The 21,949-nt window shown below is 72.0% G+C and carries 19 protein-coding genes; 11 read left to right on the top strand and 8 right to left on the bottom strand.

Going from position 1 to position 21,949, the window contains the following annotated elements; genetic code table 11:
• Positions 1-364 precede the first annotated feature (364 nt).
• The 6 genes from ABZ808_RS01610 to ABZ808_RS01585 form a co-directional block, all read right to left on the bottom strand.
• Complete coding sequence (locus ABZ808_RS01610; RefSeq protein WP_356999389.1) at positions 365-1,363, bottom strand: DUF1702 family protein; 999 nt, start codon at positions 1,361-1,363, stop codon at positions 365-367.
• A 70-nt stretch (positions 1,364-1,433) separates the two neighbouring features.
• Entirely contained in the window at positions 1,434-2,495 is a 1,062-nt protein-coding gene (locus tag ABZ808_RS01605; RefSeq protein ID WP_356999386.1) for a carboxymuconolactone decarboxylase family protein, read from the bottom strand.
• Positions 2,492-4,147 carry a GMC family oxidoreductase gene (locus ABZ808_RS01600; RefSeq protein WP_356999383.1) on the bottom strand — a complete coding sequence of 552 codons (1,656 nt, stop codon included), beginning with the start codon at positions 4,145-4,147 and terminating at the stop codon, positions 2,492-2,494. The genes ABZ808_RS01605 and ABZ808_RS01600 overlap by 4 nt, the downstream gene beginning before the upstream one ends.
• Positions 4,144-4,674: a DUF5987 family protein gene (locus ABZ808_RS01595; protein WP_356999381.1), complete on the bottom strand. Its 531-nt coding sequence runs from the start codon at positions 4,672-4,674 to the stop codon at positions 4,144-4,146. The genes ABZ808_RS01600 and ABZ808_RS01595 overlap by 4 nt, the downstream gene beginning before the upstream one ends.
• Before the next feature lie 301 nt (positions 4,675-4,975).
• The gene (locus tag ABZ808_RS01590) at positions 4,976-6,511 is read right to left on the bottom strand and encodes a polyketide synthase dehydratase domain-containing protein (RefSeq protein ID WP_356999378.1); all 1,536 of its coding nucleotides are present in this window, start codon (positions 6,509-6,511) and stop codon (positions 4,976-4,978) included.
• Between the two features lie 27 nt (positions 6,512-6,538).
• On the bottom strand, positions 6,539-7,489 hold the full coding sequence (locus tag ABZ808_RS01585) for a DUF1702 family protein (protein ID WP_356999375.1): 951 nt from the start codon (positions 7,487-7,489) through the stop codon (positions 6,539-6,541).
• Between the two features lie 464 nt (positions 7,490-7,953).
• On the opposite strand from ABZ808_RS01585, the gene ABZ808_RS01580 reads away from it, so the two are divergent.
• The 6 genes from ABZ808_RS01580 to ABZ808_RS01555 all read left to right on the top strand — a co-directional run bounded on the left by ABZ808_RS01580 (position 7,954) and on the right by ABZ808_RS01555 (position 14,952).
• Positions 7,954-8,760: a TIGR03084 family metal-binding protein gene (locus ABZ808_RS01580; protein ID WP_356999373.1), complete on the top strand. Its 807-nt coding sequence runs from the start codon at positions 7,954-7,956 to the stop codon at positions 8,758-8,760.
• A gap of 468 nt (positions 8,761-9,228) precedes the next feature.
• Entirely contained in the window at positions 9,229-9,972 is a 744-nt protein-coding gene (locus ABZ808_RS01575; RefSeq protein ID WP_356999370.1) for a helix-turn-helix transcriptional regulator, read from the top strand.
• 680 nt (positions 9,973-10,652) lie between these two features.
• Positions 10,653-12,098 (top strand): MFS transporter, encoded by a 1,446-nt coding sequence (locus ABZ808_RS01570; protein ID WP_356999368.1) that lies wholly within the window; start codon positions 10,653-10,655, stop codon positions 12,096-12,098.
• 52 nt (positions 12,099-12,150) lie between these two features.
• Positions 12,151-12,675 (top strand): helix-turn-helix domain-containing protein, encoded by a 525-nt coding sequence (locus ABZ808_RS01565; protein ID WP_356999366.1) that lies wholly within the window; start codon positions 12,151-12,153, stop codon positions 12,673-12,675.
• A gap of 142 nt (positions 12,676-12,817) precedes the next feature.
• Entirely contained in the window at positions 12,818-14,182 is a 1,365-nt protein-coding gene (locus ABZ808_RS01560) for a cation:proton antiporter (RefSeq protein WP_356999364.1), read from the top strand.
• Positions 14,183-14,373: 191 nt separating this feature from the next.
• Positions 14,374-14,952, top strand: coding sequence for a carboxymuconolactone decarboxylase family protein (locus ABZ808_RS01555; protein WP_356999360.1), 579 nt, complete (start codon positions 14,374-14,376; stop codon positions 14,950-14,952).
• A 21-nt stretch (positions 14,953-14,973) separates the two neighbouring features.
• Here ABZ808_RS01555 and map read toward each other — a convergent pair whose 3' ends face one another.
• Positions 14,974-15,792: a type I methionyl aminopeptidase gene (gene map, locus ABZ808_RS01550; protein WP_356999357.1), complete on the bottom strand. Its 819-nt coding sequence runs from the start codon at positions 15,790-15,792 to the stop codon at positions 14,974-14,976.
• Between the two features lie 77 nt (positions 15,793-15,869).
• Between map and ABZ808_RS01545 the strand changes: the two genes are divergently transcribed.
• Entirely contained in the window at positions 15,870-16,163 is a 294-nt protein-coding gene (locus ABZ808_RS01545) for a helix-turn-helix transcriptional regulator (protein ID WP_356999354.1), read from the top strand.
• Between the two features lie 46 nt (positions 16,164-16,209).
• Here the strand turns inward: ABZ808_RS01545 and ABZ808_RS01540 are convergent, their stop codons facing one another.
• On the bottom strand, positions 16,210-17,091 hold the full coding sequence (locus ABZ808_RS01540; RefSeq protein ID WP_356999351.1) for a MaoC/PaaZ C-terminal domain-containing protein: 882 nt from the start codon (positions 17,089-17,091) through the stop codon (positions 16,210-16,212).
• A 143-nt stretch (positions 17,092-17,234) separates the two neighbouring features.
• On the opposite strand from ABZ808_RS01540, the gene ABZ808_RS01535 reads away from it, so the two are divergent.
• The 4 genes from ABZ808_RS01535 to ABZ808_RS01520 all read left to right on the top strand — a co-directional run bounded on the left by ABZ808_RS01535 (position 17,235) and on the right by ABZ808_RS01520 (position 21,946).
• Entirely contained in the window at positions 17,235-18,197 is a 963-nt protein-coding gene (locus ABZ808_RS01535; protein WP_356999348.1) for an ABC transporter substrate-binding protein, read from the top strand.
• Positions 18,194-19,078 carry an ABC transporter ATP-binding protein gene (locus ABZ808_RS01530; RefSeq protein ID WP_356999345.1) on the top strand — a complete coding sequence of 295 codons (885 nt, stop codon included), beginning with the start codon at positions 18,194-18,196 and terminating at the stop codon, positions 19,076-19,078. Before ABZ808_RS01535 ends, ABZ808_RS01530 begins: the two co-directional genes overlap by 4 nt.
• Positions 19,079-19,146: 68 nt before the next feature.
• On the top strand, positions 19,147-19,905 hold the full coding sequence (locus ABZ808_RS01525) for an ABC transporter permease (protein ID WP_356999342.1): 759 nt from the start codon (positions 19,147-19,149) through the stop codon (positions 19,903-19,905).
• A 31-nt stretch (positions 19,906-19,936) separates the two neighbouring features.
• Positions 19,937-21,946, top strand: coding sequence for a hydantoinase/oxoprolinase family protein (locus ABZ808_RS01520; RefSeq protein ID WP_356999339.1), 2,010 nt, complete (start codon positions 19,937-19,939; stop codon positions 21,944-21,946).
• The last annotated feature ends 3 nt before the right edge of the window (positions 21,947-21,949 follow it).

Raw genomic sequence — 21,949 nt, 5'->3', positions numbered from 1 at the left:
TCCCGTTTGGTGACGGAACTCGTCGGAGTGACGCCACCGCGCGTCGCGGTGGCGTACCGGCCCGGGCCGGTCGGTTCACGGGTCGCCCGGCTCGATCTGTCTCGCCGGGCGACCCGCCCGACCGGAGGCGGTCGACGTGCGACCGGGCCGGCGACCGGGGGGACCCGGACGGGCTCGGTGCTGTCGTCCGCCCTGCGGGGGGCGTGTGAGCAGATCCTCACAGGACGCCAGAACCCGGGCTACTCGAAAATTGCTGTGCCGTGCCGCGTCTCGAATTGATGACACATTTAGATAATGCGTCCCAGAGGGCGGGACAGGGTTTTGTATAAAGACCTACACAGGCGCCGTCAATAACTGTTTGGAATTACTCCACAGAAGCGTGGACAGTCTTGTCGTCGAAATGCCGACGGATGTTGGTCCGCCATATCTCGTACGGTGGGTTCGGCCCCCCGTCGTCGGCCCCCGGCGCGGTGTCGTCGGCCAGGGCGACGGCCGCCTGCACGGACAGGTCGGTCAGGGCCGCGGCGGCCACCGCCGAGTGCGGTGGCACGAAGCCCGCGTGCACCCGCGCCCGCATGGCGAACACGCTGCCCAGCGCCAACTCCGGCGCGTACCGGCCGGCCCGGCGGCGCAGGGTCGCGAGGTCCGCCGCACCGCAACCGCCGGCGAAGGTGGCGGCCAGCCCGACGCCGCTGTAGAGGTCGGCCCGGCGCTCGGGGGCGAAGCGACACACGGCGGCGTCCACGTCGTCCACCCGGGCGCCGTGGATGAACCACAGGGCCCGACCGATCCCCTGGTCCACCGCCCGGCCGAAGTAGTCCGGCCGACCCTGCCAGGCGTACGGCGCGGGCACGCGCTGTTCGTCGACCCACTTGCCGGCGTCGAAGTAGGCCAGGTCGAAGCCGTAGCCGTCCACGGCCAACCAGGTCATCGTCGGGTGGAACGGGCCCGGCTCCAGGTCGGGCACCACCTTGCGCCACAGCGGCCGGGGCAGCCGCGCCATCGCGAAGCCGATGCCGATGTAGGCCAGGAAGAGGTGCGGCGCCCCCGGGCCGAGCAACAGCTCACGGGTACGTCGGCGGCGGCCACCGCCCATCGCGTCCAGCACGGTGAAGGCCATCGTGACGCCCTCGTACGCGAAGCCGCGCATGCCCTCGTCGACCAGCTCGACGCGGTGCCGCACCTCGGTGAGGTCCCGAGCGTCGATGCCCCACTCGAAGCCACACACGACGGCCCGGGGAATGGCCTCCAGCCGCGCGGTGGCGGGCGTCGGCGGCCCGGGGAAGCCTCGGCGGGCGAAGCTGACCTCGCTCAGCGCGGGTGCCAGCGCGAGCCTGCGCAACGAGCCCAGAACGGTGGACATTTTTCCTCCCGGACGGAGTCGGACAGGACGGACGCCCGCCGCCGGCGGGGTGCCGGCGGCGGGCGGGGGGTCACGACGGGTGCGGCGGCAGGGCCGGGTCGAGCGGGACCCAGGCCACCACCCGGCGGGCTGCGGTCATGCTGGCCCAGGCGGTCAACTCGACCAGGGCACGATCGTCTGCCCCGCCGGCACGCACGCCTGCCACCACCTCGTCGTCGACCTGGTAGGCCGCGAACGCGGTGAGCAGCGCGAGCTGGCCCGCGGGCCGGTCGGCGGCGGGCAGGTCACGGACCGCGTCGCCGACCCAGGCCCGGCTGAGCCCGGTCGGCAGGCCGTCCCAGATGTCGAGCCGGGCGACGACCAGCTCCCGTACCGACTCCGGCACCGACCGGCGGCCGGCGGCGTCGACAGCCGCGCCACCCCGGGCGAGCGCGTCGGCCAGGATCGGGTGGCCGGCGGTCCAGCCGAGGTCCGGCGCCGACGGCGCGGACGGCAGCAGCTCCAGCGCGGCGCCGGCCGGTCGGTCGCCCCGGGCGCCCCGGGCCATCAACCGGCCGAACACCTTGCGGACGCCGCCACGGAACGCCTCCGGCACACCGGCCGGGATCGGCGAGGGTTCGAGGAAGACGTTCACCATCCGGTTGAGGTACTGGAAGGCCAGTGCCACGCCGAGGAGTTCGACGGCCTCGTCGTGGGCGACCGGGGGCGCGGCCTGCCGGGCCGACGTCCGTGCCGTGCCGGCCCGTGCCCAGTCGGCCACCCGGGCCAGGCGGGCGTCGTCCGGCGCGTCGCTCGCCGGCCGGAGCAGGCCGTCGAGCGTCGCCGAGTGCACCTCCACGCAGTACGGGCAGGAGTTGGCCGCCGACACGGCAGCCGCCACCGTCTCGCGGGTGGCCCGGTCCACCCGGCCGGCGGCGACAAGCGTCTCGCGCAGCGTCACCCAGCACGCGGCCAGCACCTGCGGCGCGGGCGAGTGCAGGCTGACCGGCGGGGCGAGCATGCCGAAGTCGCGCTCCACCTGCTGGTAGACCGCGGCCACCAGGCCGTCGGCCCGTTCGACCGGCACCGGGGCGACCCGACGCACGTGCGCCCGGGAGGGGCGGCGGGCCACTCGGGCGTACAGGCCGCTCACCGCCGCCGCGCTCCGCTCACCAGGGGCAGCATGGCGTCGCGGCTGCTGGTGGCCCCGTCCGGCGCGGGGGCACCGTAGCGGACGTCCACGCCACGCGCGCGGGCCGCCTCGACGATGCCCGGCACTGCCCGCTCGGCCAGCGCGGCGATGGTCATCGCCGGGTTCACGGTCAGTCCGGCCGGCACCGCGGAGCCGTCGGTGACGAAGATGCCGGGGTGGTCGCGCAGCTCGTGCCGGTCGTCGAGCGCCGAGGTCGCCGGGTCGTCGCCGATCCGGCAGGACGCCAGCGGGTGCACCGTGTACGCGCCCACCACGTCGTTGGTCCACGGCATCACCCGGGCCAGCCCGTCGCGTTCGAGGATGTCGCGCACCTCGGCGTCGGAGAGGGCCCACCCACGCAGGGTGTTCTCGGTCGGGTCGTAGCGCAGCGAACCGCGTCCGAGCATCTGCTGGGACAGCCGCATCGAGTTGCCGCTGGACGGCGGTGGGCCGAACACCCCCTCGTTGTCGTCCTCGCTCATCGTGAAGACGGTCAACCAGGACTGCCAGCGGCGCAGCAGCTCCTTCTTCTCCGCGCCGAACCAGGAGGGCCCGACAGCGTCGGGCACCTGGGCGAGGATCGTGCCGAAGCCCGGCGGGAAGTAGAGCTGTTCCAGGGAGTACCGCTCGTATTCGGGAAGGGACCCGTCGAGCCGGTCCCAGGTGGCAACGGCCGGGCCCTTGCCGATCTGGTACGCCTCGTAGGGCACGCCGTCGGGCCGGGTCAGGCCGAGCACGTCACGGACGCGGTCCTCGTTGAGGATCGCCGTGTTGAGCCGCTCGCCGTTGCCGGAGAAGTACCGGCCGACGGCGTGTGGCATCGCACCGAGGGTCGACTCGGACCGCTGGAGGATGACCGGAGTGGCCCCGGCGCCGGCGGCCAGCACGACGATCTTGGCGTCGATCGTGCCGGCGCCCACCTCGACCCGGTAGTCGACGTCGTCGAGGACGCTGTAGTGCACCCGGTAGCCGCCGTCGTCGGTGCGGGACAGGTGCTGCACCTCGTGCAGCGGCCGGATCTGCGCGCCGTGCGCCACCGCGGCCGGCAGGTAGTTGAGCAGCAGCGACCGCTTCGCGTCGAACCGGCAGCCGGACATCATCCAGTTGCAGTTCGTGCACGTGGCCGCGTCGAGCGCCACCGGCACCGCGTTCGCGGTCCGTCCGGCGTGGTGGCAGGCGGCACCGAACAGCCCGCCGGAGAACGGCACGGTGTCCCAGGTCGTCTGGGTGACGGGCAGCGCCTCGGCCACCCGGTCGTACCACGGCTCAAGCGACTCCCGGGAGATCGCGGCCGGCCACATCCGGTGGTTGAAGCGCCCCTTGCGGTCGAAGACGAACCGGGGGGCGCGGGGCATCGCGGCGAAGTAGACGACGCTGCCGCCGCCCACGCAGTTGCCGCTGAGCACGCTCATCCCGTCGCCGATGACGAAGTCGAAGATCCGGGTCGACGACGAGCCGAACTTGAAGTCGTGCTGGAAGTCCTCGCCGGACAGCCACGGGCCGCGTTCCAACACGACCACCCGCGCGCCGCCGGCAGCGAGGTGGTACGCCGTGATGGCGCCGCCGAAGCCGCTACCGATCACCAGGACGTCGGTGCTCTCGGAACTCGTCATGCGGGGCTCCCGGAGGGGGTCGTGTCGGGGTGGGGCTGGGCCAACTGCCGGCCGTAGCTGTACGTGGGGAACCGCCACAGCCCGTCGGAGTCCGGCGGGCGGAAGCCCATCGTCGTCAAGCCCGCGTGTCCGGCGTCGAGCGCCTCCACGGTGTTGGTGTGCGCCCCGGCGTCGAAGGCGATGGTGCTGAACATGGCGAGGCTGATCCACGCCTCCCGCTCCGGGTGCGCGTGGTCGGTCAGTCGCTGCACGAGCAGCACCCGGTCCGGATAGTCGAGCGAGACGAACGGCGGGACCTCTGGATCCAGCGCGATCCCGGCCCCAGCGGCGTACTCCCGGGCGTGCTCGTTGAGACCGTCGGCCAGCATGTCCAACGCCGGCGCCATGCCCCCCTCGGCGGAGCGGAGCACCTCCAGCGCACCAGAGGCCACTGCGCCGCCGCCCTGCGAGACCCCGGCCACGGCCCGGTCCCCGGGCCATCGCCGTTCACCGGGCAGAATCGTGTCGGCATACGCTTCCAGCGACATCGTCCGTGCCTGCGCTGTATCGGTTTCCCTGGGCACGGGCATCACCTCCGACGATCGATTGAATTGACAGGAAACGCGTTGCAGGCATGCGTCCGCGCAATGTCCGGTCGCCCGCGAGAAACGCTGCGACATTCCCCCGTCATGACGCAATCCAATGGTGTCGGCGTGCCGCTGCGGCCGCATCTCGCGTTTTGCTGTGCACATCCACAAAGAACGCAACCGGGAGGACGTGCGACGACATTCGCGGCGCATGGGATGGCCACCGCACAACTGGATGCGCGACGTCCATCCGGGCGGTCGATCAGCCGGCCGCGGCCACCGCGACGGACAGCTCCGCCGGCGTGCCGCGCAGCCCCATCACGCAGGTGGCCACCCGCCAGGTGCCGGCGGTGAGCAGCACCCACCGGTCCGGGGTGTGCCTGTCGTACGTGAGCGGGGTGACCGCCGTGATCCCGACCTTGTGCAGCGACTCCACCGCCGACCAGACACGGGTCGCCGCCGTGGACAGCGACTCCCCGGTCTCGGCGGCGATCAGCTCGGCCAGGGCGAGGTGTCCGCCGAGCAGTTGGCGCCACTCGTCGCGCGAGCGCGGCGCGACGGGTTCGAGGTCACAGCCGACCGGCGTGTGCGCGGCCACCGCCAGGGTGTGCGCCGCGCCGTGCGCCGCCGACACCCAGCGTCCGCCGCCGACCTCGGGCCGCCCGTCGGGGCGGTACCGCACGGTGGCCCGCGCGCCGAGCAGCCGGGACACGGCCAGCGCGGTGTGCTGCCGGCGCCGCTCGCGGTGCAGGCCCGGTTCGAGCACCGTGGCGGCGTCGACGCCGACCAACTCGGTGAGCCTGCGATCCAGGTACGGCCCGAGCACGTGCGCGGGCCACGGGCCGGGCGGGCGGGCACCCGACGCCAGCCGCAGCCGCAGCCCGGTCCAGCGTTCGACGACCCGACCGGCGGCCAGCACCTCCAGGTCGAACCGGTGCACGTCGCGGTCCCGATCCCGGCGGACCGCGTACAGCGTCACCTGCTCGTACGGGCCGGCGCCGGCCAGCCAGATCCGGTCCACACCGAGCGGTCGCAGGATCGCGTCGGGGGCCAGCCCGTGCAGGGCGTGCAGGATCGCGTCGCGCAGGCCGGGGTCACCGAGGAGCAGTGGCTCGGGCGGGGCCGCCCCGAACCACCATGTCGCGCCGGCTCCGGCGAGTTCGGCCACGCAGCCCGAGGCGGTGACCTCGCGGTAACGCAGCAGGCGACGCAGCCGACCGTCGGAGCGGAGTGGAGCGTCGTACAGCTCACCCACGGGTTCGGCCCACTGCGGCGTCGACTCGACGCGCCGCGCGGGGGGCACCGGCAGGGCGGCCGGGACGGGCACGGTGGCCACCGGGTGCCGCATGACCGGCACCGGGTCGGTCACCCGGGCGGCGCCCCGGTGCCGCAGCCGGGCGCGGACGTGCTCCACCTGGCCTCCCCGGTACGCGCTGTGCAGCGTCACCGTGGCCGTGCTGACCTGCGGGCCGGCCACCGCGGTCAGCCGCAGCTCGACGGCGCGGTCGCGGGGCACCACGAGCGGCTCGCCGAACTCGACCGCCTCGATCACCGGGGGCCCGACGTGACCGGTCAGCGCGGTCCACCCCTGCGCGAGCGCCTCCAGCGCGCACGCGGCCGGGAGCACCAGCGACGCGCCGCCGCCCAGGTCGTCGAGGTACGGGTCCTCCCCCGGCCCGAGGGTCGCCGAGGTCACCAGCAGCCGACCCGGCTCGTGGACGAGCACCGAGGTGGTGAAGCGCGCGGCCGGCGCCGCCCCACCGGGCGCCGTACGAGGCCCCGTCGTGATCCGCTCCACCGTGCCACCTTCCCGCTGGTCTACCTGTCAGGCGAAGTGCGCCTGGATCCGCTGACGCCAGATCTCGTACGCCGGCACGACTCCGTCCGCGGGGAGGGCGTCGCGCTCCCGCTCGGTGATCGTCGCCGCCTCCTGCGGGGTGCAGCCGCAGAAGACGCCCGTGGCGAGGTGCGTGTGTTCGGTGGCCAGGCCGGCGTGCAGTCGCGCCTGCGCGGCGAAGGTCGCGCCCTGGGCCAACTGCGGCCGGTAGCGGCCGGCATGGACGTACAGCTTCTTGAGCTCGTCGGGGTCGGCACCGCCGGCGTAGGTCGCGGCCAGGCCCATGCCGCTCCACAGGTCACCGTGGCGGGACTCGTCGAAGCGGCTGATCAGCTCGGCCGCGACGTCGGGGTCGGCGCCGGCGACGAACCAGCTGGCCCGCCCGATGCCCTGGTCGATGGCGTGCGCGGGGTAGTCGCCGGGCACGTCCGGGGGCCAGGCCACCGGCTTGATCTCCTGGCGGCGCACGAAGCGGTCCGTCTCGAAGTAGGCGCGGTGGAAGCCGAGGCCGTCGAGCACCAGCCACCGCAGCAGCGGGTCCGGCGCCTGGACGGCGCGCCAGCGCCACCGGGGCAGTTTGGCGTACGCCCAGCCGATCCCGACGTAGGCCATGTAGACGTGCGGCTCTCCGAAGCCGGTCAGGAAGCGGCCGGTGCGGTCGCCACCGGGGGCGACACCGTCCAGGATGGCGTATCCCATGGCGGCGCCCTCGTAGGCGAATCCACGGAACTGCCGCTCGATCAGCTCCAGGCGGTCGATGTCGGCGTCCTCCCGGGCCTCCACCGCGGCCCGGAAGCCGGTGAGGAAGCTGGCGCCGACGGACTCCAGCCGGCGCCGGGTGGCCTCGTCCTTGACGTGGAATCCCCGCCGGCTCATCGTCGTCTCGACGGTGTCCGGCGTCATGAGGCTTGCACGGAGGGTGCGCCACATGCCTGCCATCGGCTCTCCCCACGGAAGACGGACGCCGGGGGCGTCCGTGTCCTTGTCCGGTGGACCCGGATGAGCCGAGGCTAGGGGCAGCGGGGGGCGATCGCCTACTTCCTGGTTGCTCTGCGCGATCTCCTGATCACTGTAAATCACGGCCCGTATTGGTGGCGTCGACACACCGACCGTAATCGCCGGTCGAGGGCTGGTCGAGTGACGGCACGAACAGAGAAGGAATACTGTCGCCGACTGGGGCACACTCGGAAAGTCTATTCGACGTAGATCATGCGCCACAGGAGTTACCGACACATTGAGCTCAGCTTTACTGGCCTCTCGCAACGGCCGCGGCAGTTTCCGCACCCGGACCACGCATCGATGTGCATAAATTGGTAAATGTGCGGCCAGCCGGTCGGAACACCGTGTCGCTGACCGTCGAACAGGCACCCGCCCCGTGACGACTATCAGGAAGAGGGTACGACGTGACCCAGGCACCCGACGTGATCGCCGATCTCACCGCGGAGAGCGAGGCCCTGGACGCCCTGGTCTCGGAGCTGGACGCGGACCGGTGGGACACTCCCACCCCGGCGCCCGGCTGGGCGATCCGGCACCAGATCGCCCACCTGGCGGCGACCTTCCGACTCGCCGGGTTGGCCGCCGCGCAGCCGGCCATGTTCCAGCAGGTGACCTCCCGACTCAGCGACGACTTCGACGCCAACGTGGCGGCCGCCATGGCCGAGTTCGTCGTCGAGCCGCCCGCGGTCCTGCTGTCCCGTTGGCGTGCCGAGCGGGCCACGGCCGAGAAGGCGCTCGCCGCGGTGCCGCCCGGCCAGCCGGTGCCGTGGCTGGTACGCGCACTGCCGGCACCGGTGCTCGCGGCGGCCGGGATGATGGAGGTCTTCGGGCACGGCCAGGACGTCGCGGACGCCCTGGGAGTGCACCGCACCCCCACCGACCGCCTCGGCCACCTGGTCGCGTTCGCCGTCCGGACCTGGGACTTCGGGTACCTGGCGCGCGGGCTGACGCCGCCGGACGTCGAGTTCCGGTTCGAGATCACCGCCCCTTCCGGCGCGGCCTGGACGTTCGGCCCGGAGGACGCCGAGCAGCGGATCAGCGGCCCGGCCGAGGACTTCTGCCTGCTCACCACCCGCCGCCGGCACCGCGACGACCTGGCCCTGCGGGCGGTCGGCAGCGAGGCCGACCGCTGGCTGGACATCGCCCAGGCGTACCGGGGGCCGGCCGGCTCGGGACGGTCGCCGGGCCAGTTCGCCCGAACCCGACAGTCATAGCACCCGGTTGACCCGGATTTCACCCGACACAGCGTCGGAAATCCGTCCGCAACCGTTCCGTCCACTGGACGGGACGACGGATCGCCCCTTTTCCACCAGGCCGACCAGGTCGTCAACCGACAAACCGGATCGAACAGTCAGACATTGCCCGGCAACACATACCACTGTCATCACATACGGGGCAAGCGTCCATTTTCGTCACCCCTGACCAGTCTCCTAACGAAACTGTATCTCCACCTGGGGAAATATGTGTATTGATTGCCGGTCCGGTGCGGGCTAACATAAGCCCACCGTCGCCAATCATTTCCCTATGTCTATCCCTGTCAGTTCTTAAACACGCAATTGCCGCCGGCTTAACAACCCGGCGGCAAGCGGAACGCGTATCGCCACACGCTAGACCTGACAGGTCGAGTCACCGCCACGAAATCCTGTGTCACACGCGCACCAACCATCGGATTGGGGGATGCGATGGAAGACTCTATCCAGAGAGCCGTCGGTCGAGTCATCAGGTCAATTCGGGAGGATCTTGCCGAAGAGCACACCGTGGACGGCATGGCCAGGACCGCGATGTTCAGCAAGTTCCACTTCACCCGGATCTTCCAACGGACCACCGGCATCTCTCCGGGGCGCTTCCTCATGGTCATGCGGCTGCACCGCGCCAAACAACTCCTGCTGTCCACCTCGTTGAGCGTCACCGAGATCACCCATGAGGTCGGCTACGCCAGCGTGGGCACCTTCAGCTCCCGGTTCAGCAGCAGCGTCGGCGTCTCGCCGAGCACGTTCCGCAGGCTGGGAGGGGTGACCCCGCAGGTTCCCGTCGACCTACGACCGACTGTCCAGCCGCCGGTCACCGCGATCCGCGGCACCGTGCACGCCCCCGAGTCCGACCACAACGCGGAGCGCACCGTCTTCATCGGACTCTTCCGCGACCCCGTGCCACTCGGGCGGCCAGCGAGCTGCACCGTCCTCGAACGCCCCGGCCCCTACCGGTTGGAGAGCCCACCACCGGGGCAGTGGTACGTCCTCGCCTACTCCCGGCTCCGCGAGGAGCAGAACTACTGGCGCCCCACCTTCGAGGACCAGGACGCCCTCATCGGCGCGCACGGCCCACTGACCATCTGCCGGCGTCCGGGATCGACAGAGGTCGACCTGCACCTACGACGAATTACGCCGCTCGACCCGCCGATCCTGCTGGCTCTTCCCATCCGCTGATCCGACACGCCGCCGGTAGCCGCCCGACACCGTCGGCCAGGGCTGCTCAGCCACGGCCGACTCGGGGATGGCCCGTCGCCGCACGATTCCACCGGCGCGGAGCCTCCGCGCCGAGCACGGCAGCCGACACTCGCTGATCGACGACCCCGCCCGAGGTCGAGTCGCACCACGGCCGGGGCCGAACCTCGCGGTCGACGACGCCCGCAGCCGTCGCCCACACCCGCTGGGCCGCCGGGCGGCGTAGCGGCCCGCGACAGTGGTCCGGTCCGTCCACAACGCCGTTGGAGCACTGGTGACCGTCGCGGCCAACCTGCCGGAAATCGGTTAGAAGACGGCGTCGATAATCGCGTGCAACATGCACTTCGACCACACCACCATCCACCTTCATGGTCGCAGTCTTGTTGTGATGTGCTCGCTGTCGTTCGACTCCGGCCCGCAGGGTCGTGCGAGGGAGGCTCTGCTGCTATCTTCATTGCCCAACGTCAGTTTTTAATCCGCACTGAGTGGTTGTAGGCAACGCCGCGCCAGCGGCAGCCCGGGGACGCGCCCAGACACACCCCCGGCCGTGGCACCTCGGGTCTGTCGTAGCCGTGGCCCGTCGTGGGCCGGTCAGACCCGCGGCACGTCTGCCGCTTACGGATGCGGCTAGCTCCCGCACCACGGGGAAACCAAGGGGCTGGATGGTGGACAACTTCAGTGGACCGTCGCCATCGGCGGTGCGGCTCGGCAGACGTCAACGGTTGGCCCTCGGCGCGCTCGGCGCCTCGTTCCTGATGGTGACAGTAGACAGCACCATCGTCTACGTCGCCATTCCGAGCATCCAACGTGGCCTGGGCCTGTCCACGGGGACAGTGCAGTGGGTCATGTCCGCGTTCCTGATCAGCTTCGGCGGCATGCTGCTGCTCAGCACCCGCCTGGCCGACATGTTCGGCCGCCGACGGCTCTTCACCGCCGGCCTGGCACTGGTGACCGCCGCCTCGCTGCTGTCGGCCGTGGCCTGGTCCGGCGCTGTGCTGATCGCGGCCCGCGCCCTGCAGGGCGTCGGCGCGGCGCTGGTCGCGACGACCGCGCTGCCGCTGCTCGCGCTCTCCCTCGGCAACGGCCCGGCCCGGTCCCGCGCGCTCGGCCTGTGGACCCTGATCGGGGCCTTCGGCGGCACCTGCGGGCTGCTGCTGGGCGGGGTGCTCACCGACGGGCCCGGCTGGCGCTGGGTGTTCCTGCTGAACGTGCCAGTGGGTCTCGCCGCCGCGCTCCTCGTCCCACTCCTGCCCGCCGACCGGTGCGCTCCCGCCGGGCGTCCGCTGGACGTGGTCGGCACGGCGATCCTGGTCGGCGCCCTCGCCCTGTTCGGTTGGACGATCGTCGGCGCGTTCACCCCCGGGGGCTCGGCCGTCGCGGCCCTGCTGCGGTTGGCCGGCGCGATCATGCTGCTCCTGCTCTTCCTGACCGTCGAGTCACGAGCCACCCGTCCCCTGGTACGCCCCGGACTACTGCGCTCCCGTACCCGACTGGCCGGCCTCGTCGTGCTGTTCGCCGCCGGCACGATCGTCGACGGCGTGCTGCTGCTGATCGCCCTGTACAGCCAGGAGTCGTTGGGTTTCTCCGCGAGCCGCTTCGGCATCCTGATGGTCGCCCTGACCCTGCCGTCGGTCATCGGGTCGTACGCCGGTCAGGCCGTGGCACTGCGGCACGGGCTGCGGACGGTCGCCCTGGGCGGCATGGCCATGGTGGGCGGCGGTCTGCTGGCGCTGGCCATGGTGCCTGGCCCACTGGCCGCCGGGCACCTCATCGGCGTGCTGCCGGTCATCGGCGTGGGCACGGGAGCCGCCTTCGTGGCCGCGCAGATCGCCGTGACCCTCGGAGCCACCGACGCCGACTCGCCCACCACCTCGGGCCTGACCGACGCCTCGTTCAGCATGGGTGGGGCCATCGGGCTCGCCATCGTGTCGGCAGTTCTCGTCGCGCACCAGACGGCGCCCGGAGTGCCTGCGGCACCGGGGCGGGTGGCGGACGGCCTGCACACCGCGTTCGCGGTCGCCGCCGTCCTTGCCGTGGTCGGGGTGCTGGCGGCGCTGCTGCTCCGACACGGCGGCAACCATCAACCAGCCCGACGGGCGGACGCGTGAGATGCGGCAATTCCCACAGCTCTCAGGGCCTGGCGGGCACTACGATAACTCAATGTCTCGACGCGGGTACGGACAGAACTGCTCGATCGCACGCGCTCTCGAGATCGTCGGCGAGCGCTGGACGCTACTCATCATCCGCAACGCGATGGTGGGTGACTGCCGCTTCGACTCGTTCCTCAGCGACCTGGGGATGGCTCGCAACGTCCTCGCCCAACGCCTCAACACCCTCGTCGAGGCGGGCATCTTCGAGCGGGTCCCCTACAAACACCGTCCACTTCGGCACGAGTACCGGCTGACTCCCCGGGGCCGGGAGCTGGCGCCGGTGCTGACCGCGCTGATGCAGTGGGGTGACAAGCACAGCGCCGGCGCCGGGCCACCCGAGCGGGAGACCATCCACACCAGCTGCGGCCACCGCGTCGAGCTGGTGACGGTCTGCACCTCGTGCGGCGGGCCGGTCCCCATGGATGAGGTGACCACCCGGCCGACCACCTCGTCCACCACCGCGCCGCAACCGCGCACCACGGTGGACGACGCACCTCCGGCCGCTCTCGCCTCGGTCCCGCCCGCCGGCTCCTGACCCCGCTCCGGCGGCTCGATGAGCCGCGCCCAGGAGGGGCATCGGAGCACGTCGGCACCGACCGGGAGGGCATCTCCGGAGACGCCAGCGACGCGTCCCGGGCGGAGAATTGTGGGACGCATCCGGCGAGGAGGTCGTCCCCGTGGTCCTGTCCGCCACTCCGGCACCACTGGCCCACCATCAGCTCCTGGTCTTCCTCGCCGCCATCACGGTCCTGCTGCTGCTCGCACGCCTGCTCGGCGCGCTCGCCGAACGCTTCGGTATGCCCGCCGTGGTCGGCGAACTGCTCACCGGCGTCATTCTGGGCCCGTCCCTGCTCGGGCATTTCGCCCCGGGGATCGCCGGATGGCTGCTACCCAACGACCCGGCGCAGATGCACCTGCTGGACGCCGTCGCACAGCTCGGCCTCCTGCTGCTCGTCGGCGTCACCGGAACCCACGTCGACCTGTCGGTGGTGCGCCGCCACCGGCGCGCCGCGACCGCGGTCAGCATCTGTGGACTGCTGATCCCGCTCGCTCTGGGCATCGGCCTGGGCCTGCTGATCCCGGCCTCGGTATCGGCCACACCGGACGCGCAGCGGTGGACGTTCGCGCTCCTCGTCGGGGTGGCGATCTGCGTCTCGGCCGTACCCGTCATCGCCAAGACCCTCTCGGACATGCGTCTGCTGCACCGCGACATCGGTCAGCTCACCCTCGCCGTCAGCGTCATCGACGACGTGGTCGGGTGGCTCCTGCTCTCGCTGGTGGCCGCCGCGGCGACGGTTGGCCTGACCGTCGGTGCCGTCGGCGTCGCCGTTGGGTATCTGATCGGGTTCGTGGCGTTCGCCGCCACCGTGGGCCGAGTTCTGGTCCGCCGCGTCATGGAACGCGCGGCCCGCTCGGGCGACTCCGGGCCGGCGGTGGCCTCGGCCGTCATCATCGTGCTGATCGGCGCGGTGATCACACACTCGCTGGGCATGGAGGCGCTCTTCGGCGCGCTGATCGCGGGAATCCTCATCGCCACCACCCGGTCGGCCCAGGTGCTCCTCGCGCCGTTGCGGGCGATCGTGCTGTCGGTCCTGGCGCCGATCTTCCTGGCCACCGCCGGCCTGCGGATGGACCTCACCGCGCTGGTGGAGCCAGCCGTGCTGCTGACCGGGCTCGCCATGCTGGCGGTGGCGATCGTCGGCAAGTTCACCGGCGCGTTCCTCGGTGCGTGGATCGGCCGGCTCGACAGGTGGTCCGCGGTGGCCCTCGGCGCGGGGATGAACGCCCGCGGTGTCATCCAGGTGATCGTCGCGCTCACCGGCCTGCGTCTCGGCGTCCTGAACACGGCCATGTACACCGTCGTCGTCCTGGTCGCCATCGTCACCTCGCTGATGACACCACCCCTGATGCGGTACGCCACCAGGCAGATGGCCGAGGGCGAGGAGGAACGGCTGCGTCTGCTCGAACACGACACCTGGCGGGGCCGAAGTCCGGTGGCGGCGGCACCGCCGACCACGACCGACGGGTCACCGCCCCCCTGAGCCCTCCCGTCCGGCGTGCGGCGACAGCCGCCGGCACCGCGTCGCCGGGAGAGCACGATCAGAGAAACGCCCCCGACGGGCCGGATGGGAGCATGGTCGGGCGGCGGTCCCGCCGCCCCACGCGGGCAGTCGTCTGAGCGGAGGCGTCGTCCGGCTGGGCCCACCGCGTACGGCGGAGAGGGTTGACGACCATGGCGCACATCGATCTCGGGGTCGACGAGAAGCAGTTTCCCGGCATCACCGGCCCCATGCGGTACCGCCCGGAGACGGCGAAGCCGCTCAACGAACTGGCCGAGGTGCTGCTGCGCGCACCGCACTCGCTCCCGGCCGGCGAGCGGGAACTGATCGCCGCGTACGTCTCCGGGCGCAACGAGTGCACCTTCTGCTGCGCGTCACACTCGGCGTTCGCCGCGGCGCAACTGGACGAGGGCATGACCCTCGTCGACCAGGTACGCGCCGATCTCGACACCGCCCCGATCTCGGCCAAGCTGCGGGCACTGTTGCGCATCGCCGGCGCGGTCCAGATCAGCGGCCGCAACGTCACCACCGAACTGGTCGCCAACGCCCGCGCCGAGGGCGCCACCGACCTGGAAATCCACGACACCGTCCTGATCGCCGCCGCGTTCTGCATGTTCAACAGGTACGTCGACGGCCTCGGCACCTTCGCACCCGTCGGTCCGGACGCCTACGCCGAGACGACGCGTCGGATCATCGAGGCCGGCTACGGATCGGTGCTGCCCGTGCCGCCGGCCGCCGCCCCGGTCAGCTGAGCCCAGCCCCAAACGGCGGGGTCAGGAGGTCGCGGCGGACCGGTCGATGGGGTCGGTCGCGGTGGCGCCCTGCGTGGGGCGGCGAGTCAGGACCTGGGGGCCGGAAGCCGTGATGGCGACGGTGTGCTCGGAGTGGGCGGTGCGGGACCCGTCGGCGGAGCGGATCGTCCAGCCGTCCTCGTCAAACTTGATCTTGTTGGTGGAACGGCAGAACCAGGGCTCGATGGCGATGGTGAGGCCGGGGTCGAGTTTCAGGCCACGACGGGGGCGGCCGTCGTTGGAGACGTGCGGTGCCTCGTGCATGGTGCGGCCGATGCCGTGGCCGCCGAACTCGGCGTTGACGCCGTAGCCGTAGGAGCGGGCGACCTCGCCGATCGCGGCGGAGATGTCGCCGAGGCGGCCGCCGGGCTGGGCGGCGGCGATGCCGGCCTCCAGTGCGACCTCGGTGGCCTCGATCAGCTTCTCGTCGGCCGGGTCGGGGCTGCCGACGATGACCGACAGCGCGGAGTCGGCGACCCAGCCGTCGATGCCGACCGCCATGTCGATGCTGAGCAGGTCACCGTCTCGCAGGACGTAGTCGTGCGGGAGGCCGTGCAGCACCGCGTCGTTGACCGACAGGCACAGCACATTGCGGAAGGGGCCACGACCGAACGACGGGGCGTAGTCCCAGTAGCAGGATTCGGCGCCACGTTCGGCGATCCGGCGGCGGGCGTGGTGTTCGAGGTCCATCAGGTTGACGCCGACCGCGGCGACACCGCTCAGCTCGGCAAGCAGTTCGCCGACGAACTGGCCGGCCACCGCCATCCGGCGGATCTCCTCGGCGGACTTGAGCTCGATCACGACAGCCTCCCTCTCCGTTAGCGGTATTTTTATACCACGCCAGATCGGCGGCGCTCCGGAGGGACTATCCTGGTGGCATGGTTCGCCAACCCCTCACCGCCGAACAGATCGCCGCGGGCCAGCGCCTCGGAGCCGCCCTCCGGGCCGCGCGCGGCGGCCGTAGCCTCGTCGAGGTGGCGTTGGCAGCCGGCATCTCCCCCGAGACGCTGCGCAAGATCGAGGCGGGCCGCCTTCCCGCGCCGGCGTTCGGCACCGTGGTGTGCCTCAGCCAGGCCCTCGACGTCCCGCTCGCCGACCTGGCCGAGATCTGGATGGCCGACATGCCCATCGGCCAGTCGTCCTGGAGGCCGGCCGCCCAGGTGCTCCGGTAGAGCGGGCCCCGCCGCTCAGCTTCCAGCGGAGCGCCCGGATGTGCTCTCAGGACTCAGCCGAGGGTGGCCGCACCCGGGCGACGCCCCGGTCGAGGACGACCTGGCCGGCGCCGTCCACGGCCTGGAAGGCGGCGCCGTGGCGGTGGCGCCAGACGCGGATCGTCAGGGTGTCGCCCGGATACACTGGTGCGGTGAAGCGCGCGTCGACGCGACGCAGCCGGGCCGGGTCCGATCCGGCCACCGTGTGCAGCAGCGCGCGCCCCGCGTAGCCGTACGTGCAGAGCCCGTGCAGCAGCGGCCGGGGCAGACCGGCACGTGCGGCGACCGTCGGATCGCTGTGCAGCGGATTCCGGTCACCGCTGAGCCGGTAGAGCAGGGCCTGGTCGGCGGGCACCGGGTAGCGGATCTCGTGGTCGGGCGGCCCGGTGGGGGCCAGCCAGGCGGGCGCGGGTGCCCGGTCGTCGCCGAAGCCGCCGGCGCCGATGACGAAGAAGCCGGCGACGGCGGTGGCGAACGGGCGGCCCTGGACGTCACGGATCCGGGAGACGACGCGGACCAGGGCGCCGCTGCCCTGGTCGTACACGGCGGTGACGGCGGCGGTGACGCGGGCCGTACCGGCGGAGGGCAGTTCGCGGTGCAGCCACAGGGACTGTTCGGCGTGGCGGACGGCCGCCGGGTCGCCGAGCGGGGGCGGATCGGCGGCGAGCAGGGCCGCGAACGTCGGTAGGACCGCGTGCGGGTGGCCGGCGGAGTTCTCGGTGGTGAAGCGCAACTCGGCGGCGGGGTCGCGCTGCCCGGCGCCGACGCCGAGGGCGTAGAGCAACGCGTCGCCGCTGACCCACCGCCGCTCGACGGTGTGCCGCCAGCGGCGTAACGCGGCGGGGCAGAAACGGTCATCGGGCACTTCGGGGCCCGTGCTGGGGGTCATGAGCAACCTCGATCGTGAGGGGGATTGTGTCCAACCCCTGGTCAGCGGGCCGTGATCCCTTGACGGTGTGCGCGGCCGCACAGTACCGTCCCACATTGAGCAACACGGACCACCATATGAGCCAGTCGGAGACTGAGGTAGCCATGAAGATGCGAACGTTGCGGGTAGCGGCCGCGGCTCTGCTGATAACGGTCTCCGGCGCCGCGTGCGCCGAGAACCAGACGGCCGACGAGGCCGGTGGCGCCGCCACCGCACCGTCCGCCAATGTCACCTTTGGGGTGGGCGTCGACCCGGCGTACTCCCCCATCTACCTGGCCGACCAGGACAAGCTGTTCGCCGCGGCCGGCGTCAACGTGACGGTGACCCAGTTCCAGGAGGGCACCGGCGGCCTGGACGCGATCCTGGCCAAGCAGGGCCAGGTCACCGCCAGCACCGAGTCCAGCCTGCTCAACCGGGCCACCCGTGGCGACATCAAGGGCCTGGCCGTCTTCTCCCAGTCGCCCAGCTTCATCAAGCTCGTCGCCCGCTCCGGCATCAACGACGTCGCCGCCATCAAGAAGTACGGCGTCGTGCCCGGCACCGTCAACGAGTACGCCACCAACAAGGTCCTCGCGGCCAAGGGCATCAGCCGTGACGCCGTCGAGTTCGTCAAGGCCTCCCCCGCCGAGATGCCGGCGCTGCTGCAGCGCGGCGACGTCGACGGCTACATCATGTGGGAGCCGTGGCCGTCGCGCGGTGTGGCGAACGGCGGCAAGGTGCTGCTCACCAGCGGCGACATCGGCTACGTCTACAACCTCGTGATCGGCGTCGACGGCGCCTGGTACGAGGCGAACAAGGACGCCGCCAAGAAGGTCGTCGACACCGTCGGCAAGGCGTGCGAGCAGCTCACCGCCGACGCCGCCAAGGCCGGCGCGGTCACCGAGAAGGCGATCAAGGTCCCGGCGGCCGAGGCCCAGAACCTCCTGCAGGGCGTGGAGTGCAAGGTCCGCGACTTCACCGACGAGGACCTCCAGCGCTACACCGAGATCGCCAAGTTCCAGCAGGACAGCAAGATCGTGGAGAAGGCCGCTGACCCTGCGACGGTGATGGTCAGGGGCGTGGCGTGACGCCCCACGGCACGCGTACGGCGTCCCCGACCGGCCGGTCGTCCTCGACCGGCCGGGGCGGGGCCCCCGTCTCCCTACGCGACGTCGACATCCGCTTCGGCGATTTCGACGCGGTGCGCGGAGCGACACTCGACATCGCGGCGGGCGAGTTCATCTGCCTGCTCGGGCCCTCCGGCTGCGGCAAGTCCACCCTGCTCAACGCGGTCGCCGGGTTCGTCACCCCGGCCAGCGGCGAGGTCTCCTGCGGCGGCGCTCCGGTCACCGGGCCGGACGTGGCGCGCGGCGTGGTGTTCCAGAGCGCGGAGGCGCTGTTCCCCTGGCTGACCGTCCGGCAGAACGTCGCGTTCGGCCCCCGGATGCGGAACATGCCGAAGGCGAAGCGCACCGCCATCGAGGACCATTACCTGGCGATGGTCGGGCTCAGCCACAGCGCCGACCGGTTCCCCAGCCAGCTCTCCGGCGGCATGCGGCAGCGGGCGCAACTCGCCCGCGTGCTCGCCAACGAGCCCTCCGTCATCCTCATGGACGAGCCGTTCGGGGCGCTGGACGCCCAGACCCGGCTGGTCATGCAGGTCGAGCTGGACCGGATCTGGCGCGACACCGGCGCCACCATCCTGTTCGTCACCCACGACATCGGCGAGGCGATCCTGCTCAGCGACCGCATCGTCACCATGACCGCCGGCCCCGCCGCCGCCATCAAGAACGTGTACCAATGCGACCTGCCCCGGCCGCGTGACCTCACCGACCCGGCCAGCGCCGCCCTGTTCCGGCAGCTGCGCGAGGACATCGGCGAGGAGGTGGCCCGGACCCTGCGGGCCCAGGGGCTCGACGACGGGCACGACGGCCGGCCGACCGGCGACCAGAAAGGGGCGGGACGATGACCGTCGACGTGCGTACGGACCCGGCGCCCACCCCCGTCGGGCCGCGCCACTCGGCACGCCGGCGAACCATGCGACCCCAGCTGACACGGGTCGGGCTGTCGGTGCTCTCGGTGGCCCTCGGCATCGCCGTCTGGGACCTGGTGAGCCGCAACTACACGGCGTTCTTCCTGCCGTCGCCGATGCTGACCTGGAACGGCGCGGTCGACCTGATCCGCGACGGCACCCTGTGGGCCTCGATCAGCGCCTCGTCGACCCGCATCCTGACCGGCTGGGCGCTCGGCGTCGTGATCGGCGTGCCGGTGGGGCTGCTCATGGGGTGCATCCCCTGGCTGCGACTGATGCTCGACCCGTACATCCAGTTCTTCCGGTTCGTGCCACCGATCGCCTTCGTCACGCTGGCGATCATCTGGCTCGGCCCGGGCGAGGCGTCCAAGGTCGCGCTGATCTTCTACACCACCGTCTTCATCGTCGCGCTCAACACCCTGGCCGGGGTGCTGGCCGTCGACGATCTGCGACTGCGGGCGGCCCGCGCCCTGGGCGCCTCGCCGCTGCAGAGCCTCGTGTCGGTGGTGCTGCCGTCCACAGTGCCGCACGTCGTCACCGGCGCTCGGCTCGCCATGGGCAACTCGTTCCTGACGATCGTCTCCGCGGAGATCGTCGCGGCGCAGAGCGGGCTGGGTTCGCTGATCTGGACCGCCCGCAACTACGCCAAGACCGAATGGGTCTTCGTGGGCATCCTCGCCCTCGGCCTGCTCGGCTACCTCTTCGACTGGATCTTGCGGACCGTCACGCGTACCACGCTGCGCCGCTACGGCGTCACCTTCTGACGGTCCCCCTCCCACGAAAGGCACCCCCCGCATGCTCTGCATCGGCGTCGATATCGGCGGCACGTTCACCGACGTGATCGTCTACGAGCCGGCCACCGCACGGCTCGCCGAGGCGAAGACGCTGTCGACGCCGCACGACCCCGCGGCCGCGATCTTCGAAGGACTCGCCAAGCTCGGCGTCTCGCTGGACACGGTGGACCGCTTCGTGCACGGCACCACGCGGGTGACGAACGCGTTGTTGGAGGGCTCCGGCGACCCGGTCAGCGTGGTCACCACCGCCGGCTTCCGCGACGTACTGGAGATGGGCCTCGGGCACCGCCCGCAGCTCTACAGCGTCAAGGAAGCGGCCCGCCCGTCGCTGGCGCCCCGCTCGCTGCGGCACGCGCTGCGCGAGCGGGTCGCCGCCGACGGCTCGGTCACCGAACCACTCGACGCGGGCCACCTCGACGAGGTGCTGGACCGGGTGGCAGCCGCCGGGCCGGGAGCCGTCGCGGTCTGCCTGCTGCACTCGTACCGCAACCCCGCCCACGAGCGGGCAGCGGCGCAGCGGCTCGCCGAACGCCACCCGAACCTGGTCTGCACGGTCTCCTCCGATGTCGTGCCGGAGCAGGGCGAGTACGAGCGGTTCGCCACGACGGTGCTCAACGCCAGCGTCCGTGGCGCCGTCGCCGACTACCTGCGCGGGCTCGGCACCGCCCTGGCCAGCGCCGGGTATGTGCACCCGCTGTCGATCATGACCAGCAGCGGCGGCGTCGTCTCCACCGACGAGGCCAGCCGCCTGCCGATCAACCTGGCGCTCTCCGGCCCGGCGGGCGGTGTCGCGGCCGCCGTCTACGTGGCGGGCCTGGCCGGACACTCGAACGTGATCACCTGCGACATCGGCGGCACCAGCACCGACGTCTGCCTGATCAAGGGCGGCTCGCCGCTGATGACCAGCGACGGGACGATCGCCGGGTACCCGAACCGCACCTTCCAGGTGGAGATCAACACGATCGGGGCGGGCGGCGGTTCCATCGCCTGGCGTGACCTCGGCGGCGAGCTGCGGATCGGGCCGCGCAGCGCGGGCTCCACGCCCGGCCCGGCCTGCTACGGCCGTGGCGGCACCGAACCGACCACCACCGACGCCCACCTGCTGGTCGGGCACCTCGACCCGCAGGAGAGCCTGGGCGGCGAGGTGCTGCTGGACCGGGCGCCGGCGACGGCTGCCGCGGCGGCGCTCGCCGGGCAGCTCGGGCTGGACGAGATGGAGCTGGCACACGGCATCCTGCGGCTGGCCACCATCAAGATGACCAGCGCGATCAAGGAGATCTCCGTGGCCCGCGGGCACGACCCGCGCGACTTCGTGCTGATGCCGTTCGGCGGGGCCGGGCCGATGCACGCCACGGCGCTCGCCGACGAGCTGGGCATCCGCCGGGTGCTGGTGCCGCCGGTGCCGGGCAACTTCTCGGCGCTGGGGTTCGTCACGGCCCGCGCCCGGCACGACTACGTGCGTACCGTCCTGGTGGCCGCCGACGAGCCGGGGCTGGCCGCGGCGCGCGAGGCCGTCGCGGAGCTACAGGACGCCGCCCGGGCGCAACTCAAGGCGGAGGACGGCATCGAGGCCGACCAGGTGTCGTTCGCCCTGACCGTGGGCATGCGCTTCCGCGGGCAGAGCCACGACCTGGCCGTCGCGGTGGACGACCTGCCCGCCCGGGCCGAGGACCTGGTCGCGGCGTTCCACGACGCGTACGCCGAGCGGTACGCCTACGTGCGTACCGGCCACCCGGCGGAGATCGTCAACTGTCGGCTCACCGCGTTCGGGCCCAGCCCCGAGGTGCGCTTCGCCGCACCGTCCGCCGGCAGGGCCGAACCGGGCCGAACCCGGCTGTACGGGCTGGACGGCTGGGTGGACGCCGCGGTGTGGCGACGGGCCGAACTGGCCCCCGGCGACACGGTGACCGGCCCGGCCGTGGTGCGCGAGAACGGCAGCACCACCGTCGTCGGGGCCGGCTGGCGCGGCGCCGCCGACGAGCACGGCAACCTGCTACTCACCCGGGACTGACCC

Origin of the sequence: Micromonospora sp. NPDC047527, from assembly GCF_040643015.1 — a bacterium.
In the GTDB taxonomy this organism is placed as follows: domain Bacteria; phylum Actinomycetota; class Actinomycetes; order Mycobacteriales; family Micromonosporaceae; genus Micromonospora.
The sequence above is the reverse complement of the archived record's forward strand: the minus strand, read 5'-3'. Positions and strand labels throughout refer to the sequence as shown.

Coding starts and splice junctions, on each gene's coding strand:
- ABZ808_RS01555 (WP_356999360.1), top strand. CDS start 14,374: ATGGCGCACATCGATCTCGGGGTCGACGAGAAGCAGTTTCCCGGCATC.
- ABZ808_RS01570 (WP_356999368.1), top strand. CDS start 10,653: ATGGTGGACAACTTCAGTGGACCGTCGCCATCGGCGGTGCGGCTCGGC.
- ABZ808_RS01545 (WP_356999354.1), top strand. CDS start 15,870: ATGGTTCGCCAACCCCTCACCGCCGAACAGATCGCCGCGGGCCAGCGC.
- ABZ808_RS01565 (WP_356999366.1), top strand. CDS start 12,151: ATGTCTCGACGCGGGTACGGACAGAACTGCTCGATCGCACGCGCTCTC.
- ABZ808_RS01575 (WP_356999370.1), top strand. CDS start 9,229: ATGGAAGACTCTATCCAGAGAGCCGTCGGTCGAGTCATCAGGTCAATT.
- ABZ808_RS01585 (WP_356999375.1), bottom strand. CDS start 7,489: ATGGCAGGCATGTGGCGCACCCTCCGTGCAAGCCTCATGACGCCGGAC.
- ABZ808_RS01525 (WP_356999342.1), top strand. CDS start 19,147: ATGCGACCCCAGCTGACACGGGTCGGGCTGTCGGTGCTCTCGGTGGCC.
- ABZ808_RS01520 (WP_356999339.1), top strand. CDS start 19,937: ATGCTCTGCATCGGCGTCGATATCGGCGGCACGTTCACCGACGTGATC.
- ABZ808_RS01535 (WP_356999348.1), top strand. CDS start 17,235: ATGAAGATGCGAACGTTGCGGGTAGCGGCCGCGGCTCTGCTGATAACG.
- ABZ808_RS01610 (WP_356999389.1), bottom strand. CDS start 1,363: ATGTCCACCGTTCTGGGCTCGTTGCGCAGGCTCGCGCTGGCACCCGCG.
- ABZ808_RS01540 (WP_356999351.1), bottom strand. CDS start 17,091: ATGACCCCCAGCACGGGCCCCGAAGTGCCCGATGACCGTTTCTGCCCC.
- ABZ808_RS01595 (WP_356999381.1), bottom strand. CDS start 4,674: ATGTCGCTGGAAGCGTATGCCGACACGATTCTGCCCGGTGAACGGCGA.
- ABZ808_RS01600 (WP_356999383.1), bottom strand. CDS start 4,147: ATGACGAGTTCCGAGAGCACCGACGTCCTGGTGATCGGTAGCGGCTTC.